This window comes from Micromonospora sp. NPDC049139 (assembly GCF_055586845.1).
Genome location: NZ_JBVJHK010000004.1, coordinates 190,792 through 206,869, shown reverse-complemented (window position 1 = coordinate 206,869; position 16,078 = coordinate 190,792). Strand labels below are relative to the sequence as shown.

8 protein-coding genes are annotated in these 16,078 nt (G+C 73.5%); 5 read left to right on the top strand and 3 right to left on the bottom strand.

Annotation, left to right across the window (positions count from 1 at the left end):
* Positions 1-13: 13 nt before the first annotated feature.
* Positions 14-3,703 carry a transcription-repair coupling factor gene (gene mfd, locus ACZ6Q9_RS10050; RefSeq protein WP_393258618.1) on the bottom strand — a complete coding sequence of 1,230 codons (3,690 nt, stop codon included), beginning with the start codon at positions 3,701-3,703 and terminating at the stop codon, positions 14-16.
* A 297-nt stretch (positions 3,704-4,000) separates the two neighbouring features.
* Here mfd and ACZ6Q9_RS10045 point away from each other — a divergent pair, with 297 nt between their 5' ends.
* Positions 4,001-4,951 carry a cyclase family protein gene (locus tag ACZ6Q9_RS10045; protein WP_396828990.1) on the top strand — a complete coding sequence of 317 codons (951 nt, stop codon included), beginning with the start codon at positions 4,001-4,003 and terminating at the stop codon, positions 4,949-4,951.
* A 126-nt stretch (positions 4,952-5,077) separates the two neighbouring features.
* On the opposite strand, the gene ACZ6Q9_RS10040 is transcribed toward ACZ6Q9_RS10045, so the two are convergent.
* Complete coding sequence (locus ACZ6Q9_RS10040; RefSeq protein WP_396828991.1) at positions 5,078-6,118, bottom strand: S66 peptidase family protein; 1,041 nt, start codon at positions 6,116-6,118, stop codon at positions 5,078-5,080.
* An 83-nt stretch (positions 6,119-6,201) separates the two neighbouring features.
* Here ACZ6Q9_RS10040 and ACZ6Q9_RS10035 point away from each other — a divergent pair, with 83 nt between their 5' ends.
* Together ACZ6Q9_RS10035 and ppc are read left to right on the top strand one after the other, a co-directional pair.
* The gene (locus ACZ6Q9_RS10035) at positions 6,202-7,221 is read left to right on the top strand and encodes a hypothetical protein (RefSeq protein WP_393258611.1); all 1,020 of its coding nucleotides are present in this window, start codon (positions 6,202-6,204) and stop codon (positions 7,219-7,221) included.
* A 104-nt stretch (positions 7,222-7,325) separates the two neighbouring features.
* Positions 7,326-10,112 carry a phosphoenolpyruvate carboxylase gene (gene ppc / locus ACZ6Q9_RS10030; RefSeq protein WP_396828992.1) on the top strand — a complete coding sequence of 929 codons (2,787 nt, stop codon included), beginning with the start codon at positions 7,326-7,328 and terminating at the stop codon, positions 10,110-10,112.
* Between the two features lie 78 nt (positions 10,113-10,190).
* Here ppc and ACZ6Q9_RS10025 read toward each other — a convergent pair whose 3' ends face one another.
* On the bottom strand, positions 10,191-10,952 hold the full coding sequence (locus ACZ6Q9_RS10025; protein WP_396828993.1) for a hypothetical protein: 762 nt from the start codon (positions 10,950-10,952) through the stop codon (positions 10,191-10,193).
* A gap of 53 nt (positions 10,953-11,005) precedes the next feature.
* Here ACZ6Q9_RS10025 and ACZ6Q9_RS10020 point away from each other — a divergent pair, with 53 nt between their 5' ends.
* Together ACZ6Q9_RS10020 and ACZ6Q9_RS10015 are read left to right on the top strand one after the other, a co-directional pair.
* Complete coding sequence (locus ACZ6Q9_RS10020; RefSeq protein WP_393258604.1) at positions 11,006-12,178, top strand: DNA recombination protein RmuC; 1,173 nt, start codon at positions 11,006-11,008, stop codon at positions 12,176-12,178.
* 160 nt (positions 12,179-12,338) lie between these two features.
* Positions 12,339-15,608 (top strand): S8 family serine peptidase, encoded by a 3,270-nt coding sequence (locus ACZ6Q9_RS10015; RefSeq protein WP_396828994.1) that lies wholly within the window; start codon positions 12,339-12,341, stop codon positions 15,606-15,608.
* Positions 15,609-16,078: the final 470 nt, after the last annotated feature.

Here is a 16,078-nt window from a genome sequence, read left to right as displayed (position 1 = left end):
CCCGTCGCCCCGCTCACCGGGCCGGCACCCCGACCGCCGCCGGCTCGCCCAGCACGTCGGAGAGGAGCTGGGCGCACCACTCCAGGAGGGCCTGGTCGCGCAGCGGCTCGCCGCCGATCCGCCGGGTGCTCGGCCGGGGCACGCTGACCTGGTCGAGCGCCGACTTGTAGACCGAGTCGGGGTGGTAGCGCTTGAGCCGCAGCTGCTTCGAGTCGGGCAGCGGCAACGGGCCGAACCGGATGTGCTTGCCCTGCATGGAGACGTCGGTGAGGCCGTAGCGGCGGGCCAGCAGCCGGAACCGCGCCACCGCGACCAGGTTCTGCACCGGGGCGGGCGGCTCGCCGTACCGGTCGGTCATCTCGGCGACCACCTCGCGCAGCCGCTCCTCGTCGCGCGCCTCGGCGAGCTTGCGGTACATCTCCAGGCGCAGCCGCTCCACGCCGACGTAGTCGTGCGGCAGGTGCGCGTCGACCGGCAGGTCGACCTTGACCTCGGTCTCCTCCTCCGGGCGCTCCCCCTTGAACGCCTGCACCGCCTCGCCGACCATCCGCACGTACAGGTCGAAGCCGACGCCCTCGATGTGCCCGGACTGCTCGCCGCCGAGCAGGTTGCCGGCGCCCCGGATCTCCAGGTCCTTCATCGCCACGTACATGCCGGCGCCCAGCTCGGTGTGCTGGGCGATGGTGGCCAGCCGCTCGTGGGCGTGCTCGGTCAGCGGCTTCTCCGGCGGGTAGAGGAAGTACGCGTACGCCCGCTCCCGGCCCCGGCCGACCCGGCCCCGGATCTGGTGCAGCTGGGCCAGGCCGAGCAGGTCGGCGCGCTCCACGATCAGGGTGTTGGCGTTGGGGATGTCGATGCCGGACTCCACGATCGTGGTGCAGACCAGGACGTCGAACTCCTTCTCCCAGAAGCCGACCATCACCTTCTCGAGCGCCTCCTCGCCCATCTGGCCGTGCGCCACCGCCACCCGGGCCTCGGGCACCAGCTCGCGGAGCTTCCGGGCCGCCTTCTCGATCGACTCGACCCGGTTGTGCAGGTAGAAGACCTGCCCGTCGCGGAGCAGCTCGCGGTGGATGGAGGCGGCCACCTGCCGCTCGTCGTACGCCCCGACGAAGGTCAGCACCGGGTGCCGCTCCTCGGGCGGGGTAGCGATGGTGGACATCTCCCGGATGCCGGTGATCGCCATCTCCAGGGTGCGCGGGATCGGGGTGGCCGACATGCTCAACACGTCGACCGAGGCGCGCATCGTCTTCAGGTGCTCCTTGTGCTCGACGCCGAAGCGCTGCTCCTCGTCAACGATGACCAGGCCGAGCGACTTGAACCGGGTGGCCGCCTGGAGCAGCCGGTGGGTGCCGATGACGATGTCGGCGGTGCCCTCGGCGGCCATCGCCAGGGCCTGCTCGGCCTCCTTGGGCGTCTGGAAGCGGGAGAGCTGTCTGATCGTCACCGGGAACTGGCTCATCCGCTCGGCGAACGTGTTGTAGTGCTGCTGCACGAGCAGGGTGGTGGGCACCAGCACCGCCACCTGCTTGCCGTCCTGCACCGCCTTGAACGCCGCCCGGACGGCGATCTCCGTCTTGCCGTAGCCGACGTCGCCGCAGATCAGCCGGTCCATCGGGACGGTCTGCTCCATGTCCCGCTTGACCTCTTCGATCGCCGCGAGCTGGTCCGGCGTCTCCTGCCACGGGAAGGCGTCCTCCAGCTCCCGCTGCCACGGCGTGTCGGGGCCGAAGTTGTGCCCCTTGGACGCCTTCCGGGCGGCGTAGAGCTGGATGAGCTGCGCGGCGATCTCCTTGACCGCCTTGCGGGCCCGGGCCTTGGACTTCTGCCAGTCCGAGCCGCCCATCTTGTGCAGGGTCGGCTGCTCGCCGCCCACGTAGCGGGAGAGCTGGTCGAGCTGGTCGGTGGGGACGAAGAGCCGGTCGCCGGGCTGGCCGCGCTTGCTCGGGGCGTACTCGATGACCAGGTATTCCCGGGACGCGCCGTTGACGGTGCGCTGCACCAGCTCGACGTAGCGGCCGATGCCGTGCTGCTCGTGCACGACGTGGTCGCCGGCCTTCAGCTCCAGCGGGTCGATGGTGTTGCGCCGCCGGCTCGGCATCCTGCGCATGTCTCGCGTGGAGGTGCCCCGCCCGCCGGTGACGTCGTTGCCGGTGAGCAGCACGAACCGGGACGCCTCGTCGACGAAGCCGCTGGCCAGGTTGCCGCAGCTGACCAGCAGCTCGCCGGGGGCGGGGGCGGCCGGGATCTCCTCGGTCAGCCGCGCGCCGAGACCGGCGTCGCGGAGCACCTCGACCGCCCGCTGGGCGGGGCCGTGCCCCTCGAAGACCAGCGCGATCGACCAGCCCTCGCCGGCCCAGCGCTTCAGGTCGTCGACGACCCGGGCGGTCTCGCCGTGGTAGAGCGGGGCCGGCTGCGCGGCCAGGGTCACCGCGATCGCGTCGTCGGGGGTGACGTCCACCTCGCCCGGCTCGTCCTCCCAGGGCTCCCGCGCCGGGGCGCCCTCCGCCTCGGCCAGGCCGAACGGCGACAGCGTCCACCAGGGCCGGCGCAGCCGCGCGGCGGCGGCGCGGACGTCCGCCAGGGTCCGGAAGGCGGCGGCGCCGAGGTCGACCGGGGCCTGCCCGCCGACGGCGGCCGCCGCCCAGCTCGCCTGGAGGAACTCCTCGGAGGTACGCACCAGGTCGTGCGCCCGGGTGCGGATCCGCTCCGGGTCGCACAGCAGCACGTGGGTGCCGGCCGGCATGCAGTCCAGCAGCAACTCCATCGAGTCGGCGCCGATCAGCGCCGGGGCGAGGGACTCCATCCCCTCGACGGGGATGCCCTCGGCCAGCTTGTCGAGGATCTCGGCCAGCTCCGGGTGCTCCTCGGCGAGAGCGGCGGCCCGCTTCCGCACCGACGGCGTGAGCAGCAGCTCCCGGCAGGGCGGCGCCCACAGCTGCGGCACCTGCTCGATGGTCCGCTGGTCGGCGACGGCGAAGGTGCGGATCTCCTCCACCTCGTCGCCCCAGAACTCGACCCGGGACGGGTGCTCGTCGGTGGGCGGGAAGATGTCGAGGATGCCACCGCGTACGGCGAACTCGCCCCGCTTGGTGACCAGGTCGACCCGCGCGTACGCCATGTCGGTCAGCCGGCGGGCGACCTCCTCCAGGTCGGCCTCCTGGCCGGCGGCGAGCTGCACGGGTTCCAGGTCGCCGAGCCCCTTGAGCTGCGGCTGGAGCAGCGACCGGACGGGCGCCACGACCACCCGCAGCGGACCGGTGCGGCCGTGCGCGTCGGCCGCCCCCGGGTGCGCGAGCCGGCGCAGCACGGCCAGCCGCCGGCCGACCGTGTCGGATCGGGGTGACAGGCGCTCGTGCGGCAGCGTCTCCCAGGACGGGAAGACCGCCACCTGCTCGGGCGGGAGCAGGGCGCCCAGCGCCGAGGCCAGGTCGTCGGCCTCCCGCGTGGTCGCGGTCACGGCGAGCACGGGGCGGCCCGCGCCGCCACCCGACCCTTCGCCTCGGGCACCGCCAGCCGCCCCGCCGCCTCGGGCACCGCCGCCGACCGGGTCCGCCGCGACCGCGGCGACCGCGAACGGGCGCAGCGCGGGCGGCGCGGTGATGTCGAGGCCGTCGACCTGCGCGGCACCGGAGCGCGCCAGGTCACGTGCCCGGGCCAGCCCGGGGTCGGCCAGGGCGGCGGAGAACAGACCGGTGAGCATGTCAATCACTTCCCGTGGGATCGCCGGCTCGGCACGCGGCAGCGCCGCAGCACGACAGAAGCCCCGCGTCCGTCGGGACGGGGGGTGCACGCCCGCCAGCCTATCTCGCGGCGGGGACAATCTCGCCCAGAGCCGACGGCGGCGCCTGGCGTGGAACCCCGATCCCGACCCGGGCCGGCCCCGGGCAGGACCGGATCTTGACCAGGGCAGCGCCGATCGGGACCGGATCTTGACCAGGGCAGCGCCGATCGGGAGCGGATCTTGACCGGGGCGGCGCCGGCGTGGTCGGCTTCGATCATGAGCAGTCAGTGGCGGGCACAGTTCGACGCGGAGGTCACCTTCGCCAACGGCGGCGGGCTGCGGACCGACGGGTTCCGGCTCGACATCCCCGGCCGGGAGATCGGCGACGACGAGCTGGCGGCGCTGTTCGTCCGGCACCTCGGGCTGCTGATGGTGGCCGAGGTGCGGATCAGCGACAAGACGATCATCGAGGAGCCGCACAAGGGCGGCCGGGGCCTGACCGGCCCGGACGGCGCGGCCGATCCGGACAGTGCGGCCGGCCCGGGCGGCGCGGACGGGCGGCGGCTGGTCGAGCTGAGCCACGTGGTCACCGACGGGATGACCACCCTGCCGGGCTGGCCAGCCCCGCGGATCAGCGAGTGGCTGACCCGCGACGCGTCCCGGGCGAACTACGCCCCGGGCACCGAGTTCCAGGTGGGGCGGATCGACATGATCGCCAACACCGGCACGTACCTGGACACCCCCGCGCACCGCTACGCCGAGGGCGCCGACCTCGCCGGCACGCCGCTGGACCGCCTCGCCGACCTGCCCGGCACCGTGGTCCGGGTGCCGGCCGGCACCCGCGCGATCGACCGGCTGATGCTGGCCCCGTACGACGTCGCCGGGCGGGCGGTGCTGCTGCACACCGGCTGGGACGCGCACTTCGGCACCGACCGGTACAGCGCGCCGGAGGCGCCCCACCTCACCGGGGAGGGCGCCCGGGCCCTGGTCGAGGCGGGCGCCGCCCTGGTCGGCATCGACTCGATCAACATCGACGACATGAGCCCGGCCGCCGCCGGCGAACGCCCGACGCACAGCACGCTGCTGGCGGCCGGTGTCCCGATCGTGGAGCACCTGACCGGCCTCGACGCCCTGCCCCCGAGCGGTTTCCGGTTCACCGCCGCTCCGCCGATGGTCGCCGGGATGGGCACCTTCCCCGTCCGCGCCTTCGCCGTCGTCCCGGCCTGACCTCGCCCGGCCCGGCCCGGCCCGCACACGGGCGGGCGGGCGGCTTCGGTGGAACGCCATGGGTGTCAGGACGGTTCGTTGACACCCGTGACGTTCCACCGAGCGAGCGCCGACAGCGGCGGGTGGTCAGTAGCGCACCGAGATCCGGCGCTCGACCGCGTCCACCCGGATCTCGCCGCCGTACGGGACGATCAGCTGCGGGTCGGTGTGGCCGAGGTCGACGTCGAACACCACCACCGCGTCCGGGTGGTAGGCGGCGAGCGCCCGGGCGACCGCCGCCCGCTGGGCGTCGGCCCACGCCCGCCGCTCGTCGACGGTGTGCGGCCGCTCGAAGTCCCACGCCTTCGCCCGGCCGACCAGCACCGCCGGGAACGCGGCGAGCAGGCCCCGCTCGCCCATGTCGCGCAGGATCCGGAACACCTCGGTCGCCGAGGGCATCTCCTCCGACGTCTCGACGATCAACACCGACTCGGCCAGTTCGCCGGCCGGCGGCACCCGGTCGGTCGCCATCAGCGAGTGCAGGATCTCCAGGTTGCCGCCCCAGGTGCGCCCCTCGACCACGGTCGTCGGCCCCTGCCAGCGCCAGCCCTCCCCCGGCAGCATCTCCGGCTCGTGGGCCAGCGACGCCGGGTCCCGCCAGTCGTTCGGCCGGTCGCCCCACTCCGGCGCGGGCGTCAGGTCGTACCAGCCGGAGGTGAAGAGGGCGGCGCGCAGCGAGTCGAACGTCAGCGGGTGCGGCCTGCCGGCTCGGCCGAGGTGCACCAGCACCGACCCGCCGTGGTAGGCCACGATCCCCAGCCGGTGCAGGTGGTTGAGCACGTTCGTGTTGTCGGAGTACCCGAAGTACGGCTTCGGGTTGGCCCGCAGCACCGCGTCGTCCAGGTGCGGGGTGACCGTGATCAGGTCGTCCCCGCCGATCGTGGCGAGCACGGCGGTGATCGTCGGGTCGGCGAAGGCGGCGGTCAGGTCCCGCGCCCGGTCGCGCGGGTCGGCGTCCATCACCCGGGTCGTCGGGTACTCCACCGGCTCCAGGCCGAACTCCTCGCGCAGCCGGCGCAGCCCCAGCTCGTACACGTGGGGGAAGATCGCGGGCAGGCCGGCGGAGGGCGAGACGACCGCGACCCGGTCGCCGGGGCGGGGTTTCGGGGGATAGTTCGGCGACGTCATGATCGGACGCTATCGGGTCAGTCGAACGGTTTCCGCCCGAATAACCGCGACGAAAGCCCCGAAAGCCGCCCTAGGCTGGCGGCGTGGACGAGGGGGCGCGCAACCGGCTGCGGACCGTGGGGCTGCTGCTCGGCACCCTCGCGCTCGCCACCGCGTTCATCGCCGCCTACGTCGGCGCGCTGCACCAGCCGACCCCGCGCGACGTGCCCGTCGGGGTGGTGCGCGGCGACCAGAAGGCGCAGGCCCTCCTCGACGCCGTACGCAACCAGACCGACAAGATCAAACCCGTCGAGTACGACGACCCGGGCGCCGCCGACGACGGCCTGACCACCCGCGAGGTGTACGGCGTGCTCGCCGCCACGGCCGAGGGCGGGCTGGCCCTGACCACCGCCAGCGCCGCCTCGCCCGCCGCGGCCGACGTCGTCGCGCAGGTGCTCTCCACCGCCGCGCGGCAGGCCGAACTCCCGCTGCGGGTGACCGACGAGGTGCCGGTGGCCGGGACCGACCCCCGCGGGCTGGTCCCGTTCTACCTGGCCGTCGGGTACGTCCTCGGCGGCTACCTCGCCTCCACCGTCCTCGGCCTCGGCAACGGCACCGCGCCGCGCGGACCACGCCGCGCCGGGCTGCGGATCGCCGCGCTGGCGGCGTACAGCCTGGTGCTCGGGGCCCTCGGCGCGGTCGTGGTCGGCCCGGTCCTCGGCGTCTGGGACCACGACCTGGTGGGCGTCGCCGCCACCGGGACGCTGGCGGTGTTCGCGGCGGCGATGGTCGCCTCCGCCGTGCAGGGCTGGCTGGGGCTGCTCGGCACCGGGCTGGTGATCCTGCTGCTGGTGGTGCTCGGCAACCCGGGCTCCGGCGGCATCTACGCCCCCGAGTTCCTCCCCACCTGGCTGCGCGGAATGCACCGGTGGAACGTGCCGGGACTGGCCACCGACCTGCTAAAGTCCGTCGTCTACTTCGACCGCCGGTCGACCGGCTGGGCCGTGACCGGGCTCGCCCTGTGGTGCGTCCTCGGCGCGGCCGGGCTGCTCACCGCCAGCCTGGTCCGGGGCCGGCGGGCGGCGCCCCGCCATGCCGGGCGCCCCGCGTCTCCAACGGACTGAGGAATGGGACGAAATCGGGACCCCCTCCTGACGGCGGGGTCGTCGTGGATACGATCCAGGGGATCGGACAGCGCTGTCCTTCGTACTCACGTAAGGAGCGCCCCGTGAGCGACCAGCACGACCACGACGGCCCCGACGCCGCGTTGCGAGCCGACATCCGCCGCCTCGGCACCCTGCTCGGGCAGACCCTCGCCCGCCAGGAGGGTCGACCGCTGCTCGACCTGGTCGAGGAGATCCGCGCGCTGGTCCGCTCCGACGCCCTGAGCGCCGCCCAGCGTCTCGCCGGCCTCGACGTCACCACCGGCACCAAGCTGGCCCGCGCCTTCTCCACCTACTTCCACCTGGCCAACATCACCGAGCAGGTGCACCGGGCCCGGGACCTGCGCCGCCGCCGGGCCGTCCAGGGCGGCTGGCTGGACCAGGCGGCCAAGATGATCGCCGAGCGCGGGGTGCCGGCCGAGGAGATCGCCGCGGCGGCGCGGCGGCTGGCGGTACGCCCGGTCTTCACCGCCCACCCGACCGAGGCGGCCCGCCGGTCGATCCTGTCCAAGCTGCGCGCGATCGCCGACGAACTGGACACCGAGACCGCCAACGCGATCCTCTACGGCGCCAGCGACGAGGGCCCGGCCAACCGCCGCCTCGCCGAGCTGCTCGACCTGATGTGGCAGACCGACGAGCTGCGGCTGGACCGGCCCGACCCGACCGACGAGGCCCGCAACGCCATCTACTACCTGCGCGACCTCTACGCCGAGGCGGCGCCGCAGGTGCTCGACGACCTCGCCGACACGCTGCGCACCCTCGGCGTGGAGACCTCCCCGACCGCCCGGCCGCTGACCTTCGGCACCTGGATCGGCGGCGACCGCGACGGCAATCCGTTCGTCACCCCGACCGTGACCCGCGAGGTGCTGACCATCCAGCACGAGCACGGCATCGAGGCCACCGAGAAGGCGATGGACCACCTGATCAACGAGGTGTCGGTGTCCCGGCGGCTGCGCGGGGTGTCGCTGGACCTCTCCGCCAGCCTCGCCGCCGACCTGGACGCGCTGCCCGAGGTGGCGCCCCGGTTCCGCCGGGTCAACGCCGAGGAGCCCTACCGGCTCAAGGCCCGCTGCGTGAAGGCGAAGCTGGCCAACACCCGGCAGCGGCTGCGGCAGGGCACCGCGCACGTGCCCGGCCGGGACTACCGCGGCTCGGCCGAGCTGATCGCCGACCTGGAGCTGCTGCGCGCCTCGCTGGCCCGCAACTCCGGCCAGCTCACCGCCGTGGGCCGGCTCGCCTCCACCATCCGCACGGTCTCCGCGTTCGGGCTGCACCTGGCGACCATGGACGTGCGGGAGCACGCCGAGGCCCACCACGCGGTGCTGGCCCAGCTCTACGCGGCCGTCGGCGAGGTCTCCGACTACCCCTCGCTGAGCCGCCTCGAGCGGACCAAGCTGCTCGCCGACGAGCTGGCCGGCCGCCGACCCCTGTCCACGCTGGACACGCCGCTGACCGAGGCGACACGCAAGACGTTCGACGTCTTCGGCACCATCCGTGAGGCGCAGGACCGGTTCGGCGCGGAGGTCATCGAGTCGTACATCATCTCGATGACCCTCGGGGTGGACGACGTGCTCGCCGCAGTGGTGCTGGCCCGCGAGGCCGGCCTGGTCGACGTGCACAGCGGCCGGTCCCGGATCGGGTTCGTGCCGCTGCTGGAGACCCCGAGCGAGCTGAACTCGGGCGGCGAGCTGCTCGACGAACTGCTGTCCCTGCCGGCCTACCGGGCGCTGGTCGCCGCGCGGGGCGACGTGCAGGAGGTGATGCTGGGCTACTCCGACTCCAACAAGGAGGCCGGCATCACCACCAGCCAGTGGTCCATCCACCGGGCCCAGCGCGCGCTGCGCGACGTGGCCGCCCGGCACGGCGTGCACCTGCGCCTCTTCCACGGCCGCGGCGGCACGGTCGGGCGCGGCGGCGGGCCGACGCACGAGGCGATCCTGGCCCAGCCGTACGGCACGCTGGACGGCGCGATCAAGGTGACCGAGCAGGGCGAGGTCATCTCCGACAAGTACTCGCTGCCGTCGCTGGCCCGGGAGAACCTGGAGCTGACCCTGGCCGCGGTGCTCCAGGCCACGCTGCTGCACACCGCACCCCGGCAGCCCGCCGAGATGCTGGAACGCTGGGACGCGACGATGGAGTTGGTCTCCGACTCGGCCTTCCGGTCGTACCGGTCACTGGTCGAGGACCCGGACCTGCCCGCGTACTTCTGGGCGTCCACGCCGACCGAGCTGCTCGGGGCGCTGAACATCGGCTCCCGTCCGGCGAAGCGACCCAACACCGGGGCCGGGCTCGGCGGCCTGCGCGCCATCCCGTGGGTGTTCGGCTGGACCCAGACCCGGCAGATCGTGCCCGGCTGGTTCGGGGTCGGCTCCGGGCTGGCCGCGGCGCGGGCGGCGGGGCTGGAGGACGTGCTGGCCGAGATGCACCGCAACTGGCACTTCTTCCGCACGTTCCTGTCCAACGTGGAGATGATGCTCACCAAGACCGACCTGAGCATCGCCCGCCGGTACGTCGAGACGCTGGTGCCGAAGAAGCTGCACCCGATCTTCCACAAGATCGAGCAGGAGTACGAGCTGACCAAGCAGGAGGTGCTGGCGGTGACCGCCTCGCCCGCCCTGCTGGAGGGCTCCCCGGTGCTCCAGCGCACCCTGGCCGTCCGCGACACCTACCTGGAGCCGCTGCACCACCTCCAGGTCGCCCTGCTGCGCCAGTACCGGGAGTCCGGGGCGGCGGGCCGGGCGTTGGCGACCGCGCCGGGCGGCCGACGGGCCCCGAGCGACGGCACCGCGCTGGAGCGTGCCCTGCTGACCACGGTCAACGGCATCGCCGCCGGCATGCGCAACACCGGCTGAGGTGTAAGGAAGGGCACCTTGTTAACGGATTTTGTATAGCAAGGTGCCCTTCCTAACACGGCGACCGGCGGGAGCTCACTAGTCGCCGCCACCACCGAAATCGCCACCGCCGAAATCGCCGCCGCCGAAATCGCCGCCGCCGAAGTCCCCGCCGCCGAAATCGCCGGGCTGGTCGCCGTAGTCGGCGCCGTCACCGAAGCCCTCCTCGTAGCCGGCCGCGTAGCCGTAGCCCGGGTCGGCGAAGGCCGGCGAGAAGAGCGCGTCGGCGATCAACAGGCCGCCGACCACGCCCGCCCCCGCGCCCAGCGCGGTCTTCCACCACGGCGTGGAGTACCAGCCCGCCGGCACCGGCCGGCCCTGGTAGCGCCCGCCCGGGTAGTAGTAGGGCGTGTCCCGGCCCGGCTGCGGGCCCGCCTTGAACGTCTGCCCCCGCACGTCGACCTGCCGCTCCCGGGTCAGCTCGCCGGCGCCCTGCGCGGCGGCCAGCGGGGGCAGCTCGGGGCCGGGGTCGATGCCGAGCGCCACCCGGGCGGCCCGGGCGTACGTCAGCCCCTCCAGCGCGGTCTCCCGGGCCAGGCGGTACTGCTGGACGGTCCGGGCCTGTTCGAGCTGGCCGCCGGCCGCGTTGTAGCGCTCGCCCGCGTCGACCAGCGCCTGGCGGACCGCCGGGTGGTCGCCGTGCAGGTTCATCACCTGTCCGCCCAGGCGCTCGTACCAACGCTGGGCGTCGGCCCGCACGTCGGCCAGGCTCCGCGCCTCCCGGGCGGCACGCTCCCGCCGCCACCAGACGAACGCGCCCACCAGCAGCGCCGCCAGGATCACCACCAGCAGAATTTCCATGGCACGAACGTACCCGGGCCGGTCCGGCCGTACGCGTCTGGCAAGCTCCGGTGGTGGACTTCTCGACGCTGGCCGTGGTGGTCGTCTGCCTCGCCGCCGGAGGCGCGGTGGGCTGGTACGCCGCCCGGGCCCGCTCGGCCACCGACATCGCCCGGCTGGACGCCACGCTGCGGGCCACCCGGGAGGGCGAGGGCCGGCTGGAGCAGTCCATGCGGGCGCTCAGCTACGAGGCGACCGCGCAGTCCCAGGAGGCCGTCGCCCGAGCGGTGGCCCCGCTGCACGAGACGCTGCGCCGATACGAGCAACGGGTGGCCGAGCTGGAGCGGGACCGGGTCGACGCCTACGCCGAGCTGCGCGAACAGGTCCGCACGATGAGCACCGTCTCCGGCGAGCTGCGCACCGAGACCAAGCAGTTGGTGGCGGCGCTGCGGGCGCCGCAGGTGCGGGGCCGCTGGGGCGAGCACCAGCTGCGCCGGATCGTGGAGGCGGCCGGCATGCTGGAGCACTGCGACTTCTCCGAGCAGGTCACCGCCGCCACCGACCACCAGGGGGTCCGCCCCGACCTGGTGGTCCGGCTGCACGGGGGCCGGTCGGTGGTGGTAGACGCCAAGGCGCCCTTCGACGCCTACCTGACCGCGATGGAGGCCCGCGACGAGCGGGGCCGCGACACCCACCTCGACGCACACGCGCGGCACCTGCGGGCACACGTCGACGCGCTGGCCGCCAAGTCCTACTGGGCCGCGTTCGACAGTACGCCGGAGTTCGTGGTGCTCTTCGTGCCGGCCGACCCGTTCCTCGACGTCGCGTTGCAGCGCGACCCGACGCTGCTGGAGCACGCGTTCGCCCGCAACGTGGTGCTGGCGACGCCGGCCACCCTGGTGGCGCTGCTGCGCACCGTCGCCTACTCGTGGCGGCAGGAGGCGCTGGCCCGCAACGCGGTGGCGGTGCACTCGCTGGCCCGCGAGCTGTACGGCCGGCTGTCCACACTGGGCGACCACGTCGGCAAGCTGGGCGCGTCGCTGGGCGGGGCGGTGACCGCGTACAACCGGGCGGTGGGGTCGCTGGAGGCCCGGGTGCTGGTCAGCGCCCGCAAGCTCGCCGAGTTGGGGGTCTCCGACGAGGAGCTGGCCGCCCCGACGCAGGTCGAGCTGGCCCCCCGCCAGCCGCAGGCGCCGGAGCTGCTGGGCACGGCCGACGCGCCGACCGGCGGGTCGACACTGGACTGACGGCCGATTCGTACCACCTCCGATGTGACAATGCGCATTTACGCACGTCACGAAGTGGTCACAACGAACTCGCCGGTAGTGACACCACCTGCGCCACCACGAAGGATTTGGTCACGTGTGCCCTGCATCTGAGGGCCCTGTTCTCTGGAGGAAAGAGAACGTGAGCAAACCCCGAAACCTGAGCCGGCGTACCTCCGCCGCGCTCTTCGCGTCGGTCGTGGCGGCCAGCGCCGTGACCGGCGCGGGCGGAGCCGCGAACGCGAGCACCGCATCCACCGCCGCCCCCGACACCTCGCAGGTCACCCCCGTCGAGGCCCTGGGCTCGCACGACGCCAAGCTGCTCGCCGAGGCGGAAGCGAAGAAGGCCCCGACCGTCACGCTGATCGTCGCCACCGAGAAGGGCGAGGCGAAGGACGTCGCCGCCGACCTCAAGGCGCTCGGCGCCGCGGTCACCGAGCGGTACGACAGCATCGGCTACATCCTGGCCAAGGTCCCCACCTCGAAGGTGGTGAAGGCGGCCACGCTGCCCGGCGTCTCCGCCGTGGACCTGGACGAGACCATCCAGCTCCCCGACCCGGCGCCCGAGGTGGCCCCCGCCGGCAAGAAGGCGGCGAAGCAGGCTGCGACCCTGCCCGGCCCCGGCGCCGACACCCCGGCCGCCAACCCGTACATGCCGACGCACGAGACCGGCGCGGTCTCGTTCGTGAAGCAGCACCCGGAGTGGGACGGCCGCGGCGTCACGATCGGCATCATGGACTCCGGTGTGGACCTCGGTCACCCGGCGCTGCAGCAGACCACCACCGGCGAGCGGAAGATCGTCGACTGGGTCACCGCGACGGACCCGTTCGAGGACGCCACCTGGCGCGCCATGATCACCGAGGTGACCGGCCCGTCGTTCACCGCGGCCGGCGCGACCTGGAAGGCCCCGGCCGGCACCTACCGGTTCAACCGGTTCGCCGAGTCGGTGACCACGAACAGCGACCCGGCCGGTGACGTCAACCGCGACGGGGACCGGACCGACGCCTTCGGCATCCTCTACGACCCGGCCACCCACAACATCTGGGTCGACACCAACCAGAACAACGACTTCACCGACGACGCCCTGATGCGGCCGTACAAGGAGAAGTTCGACGTCGGCCACTTCGGCACCGACAACCCGGCGACCCCCGTCGCCGAGCGGATGCCGTTCGTCGTGGAGTACCGCGAGGACGTGGACACCGCTCCCGTCGGCGGCCCCGGCCTGGTCGACTACGTCAACATCGGCATCGTCGAGAGCACCCACGGCACCCACGTCGCCGGCATCACCGCCGCCAACGACATGCTCGGCAACGGCGCCTTCGACGGTGCCGCGCCCGGTGCCAAGCTCGTCTCCGCCCGCGCCTGCTCGTGGGGCGGCGGCTGCACGTACGCCGCCCTCACCACCGGCATGGCCGACCTGGTGATCAACCGCAAGGTCGACGTGATCAACATGTCGATCGGCGGCCTGCCGGCGCTGAACGACGGCAACAACGCCCGCGCCGAGCTCTACAACAACCTGATCACCACCTACGGCGTGCAGATGTTCATCTCGGCCGGCAACTCCGGCCCGGGCCTGAACACCATCGGCGACCCGTCGGTGGCCGCCAACGTGGTCAGCGTCGCCGCGAGCATCAGCAAGGACACCTGGCTGGCCAACTACGGCTCGGTGGTGGAGCAGAAGAACGCGCTGTTCAACTTCTCCTCCCGTGGCCCGCGCGAGGACGGCGGCGTCAAGCCGAGCATCACCGCGCCCGGCTCCGCCATCTCCACCGCGCCGACCTGGCAGCTCGGCAACCCGGTCCCCGAGGCCGGCTACCCGCTGCCCCCGGGCTACGCGATGCTGAACGGCACCTCGATGGCCTCCCCGCAGGCCGCCGGCGCCGCCGCCCTGCTGCTGTCGGCCGCCAAGGCGACCGACAAGGGCGTCACCCCGGCCGTGCTGCGCCGGGCCGTCTACTCGTCGGCCAAGCCGATCAAGAACGTCCCGACGTACGGCCAGGGCTACGGCATGTTCGACGTGGCGGGCGCGTGGAAGCTGCTGCGCAAGGGCGTGGAGACCCGCTCCTACACCTCCGACGCCCCGGTCTGCACCGTGCTCTCCGGGCAGCTCGGCACCCCGAACCGGGGCACCGGCGTCTACAACCGTTGCGGCTCGGCCGACGGCGGGCACCGGGTCGGCCAGGCGAAGACCTACCAGGTCGGAATCACCCGTACCAGCGGGCCGGCCGGCACCGTGAAGCACGTGGTGGGCCTGCGCGGCAACGACGGCACCTTCAAGGCACCGAAGACCGTCTCGCTCCCGCTGAACAAGACCGTCACCGTCACGGTCACCGCCAAGCCCGCCACCTCCGGCGCGCACGGCGCGATCATGACGATCGACGACCCGCACACCTCCGTCATCGACTTCGAGGTCTCCGCCGTCGTCGTGGCCTCGAACGACGTACAGAAGCCTGACTACTCCTTCTCGGCCGAGGGCTCGGTCGACCGGAACGGCTTCACCTCGTACTTCGTGACGGTGCCGCCGGGCACCGGTGCCCTCCAGGTGAACCTGTCCGGCATCGCCACCGGCTCGCAGACGCGGTTCATCGCGTTCAACCCGTACGGCGTCCCGGTGGAGAGCACCTCCAGCCTCGCCTGCTACACCAACTTCTCCGACGCCAACGCCTGCAAGCCGCAGGAGCGCGACTACCAGAACCCGATCGCCGGGGTCTGGGAGATCGAGGTGGAGTCCCGCCGGACCTCGCCGTCGCTGAACAACCCGTACCAGCTCACGGCGCGGGTGCAGGGTGTCGCGGTCGAGCCGGCCGTGATCGAGCTGCCGTCGGTTGCCGCCGGTGCGGCGACCCCGGTGACCTGGTCGCTGGCCAACACCTTCGGCCCGGTCGCGGTGGCCGGCCAGGGCGGCCCGCTCTCCAGCGTCCACGCCGAGCGGCCGACCATCGCCGAGGGCACGACGCAGGAGTTCGTCGTGGAGGTGCCGGCGGGGGCGACCCGCTTCACCGCCCGGATCGGCAACCCGGCCAGCGCCGCCGCCGACCTCGACCTCTTCGTCTTCCGTGGCGCCACGGAGGTCGGTCGGGCCGCCGACGGTGACTCGGAGGAGGCCGTGACCATCAACAACCCCGTGGCGGGCACCTACCGGGTGGTCGTCGACGGCTACGCGGTCGACGGGGCCGGTGGCAGCACCGCCTACGACTACCGTGACTCGTTCTCCGCCGCGGCGCTGGGCAACCTCTCGGCGCCGGCCACCCCGCTCACCCTCGCCAACGGCGCCACCGCCACCCTGACCGGTACGGTGACCGCCCAGGCGACCCCGGCCGCCGGCCGGGCGCTCTTCGGTGAGCTGTCCGTGGTGACCACCGAGGGCGCGGTCGTCGGCCGCGGCGCCGTCTCCATCGGCACCGTGAGCTGACCCGTCCCGCACCGGAACACCGGAGCCCGCCCCCACCCGGGGGCGGGCTCCGCCCGTTCGTGCCTCCGACCAGGGCCAATCGGCATCGGGCGGCGGGCGGCGGGCCTCGGGCCTCGGGCCTCGGGCCTCGGGCCTCGGGCCTCGGGCCTCGGGCCTCGGGGCATTGTCCACGCCACGCTGTCGAGCTGCCCCGTCCATGAGACCGGTTCGAGGCGGCGGCCCGGCGGGCCGGACACCGCCGGCCCTGCCCCTATCCGTGGGGCAGCTCGACAGGGCACACGGCGGGACGGGTCTGCGCAGTTAACCAACCACCGGCGCCCCGCGCCAAACCCGCCGGGAACCGGCCCGCGCCAAACCCGCCGACCACCGGCGCCCCGCGCCAAACCTGCCGGCAACCGGCCCGCGCTGAAGTCCGCCGGCGACCGGCCCGCGCTGAAGTCCCGCCGGCAACCCCGGCGGCACCGCTGCCC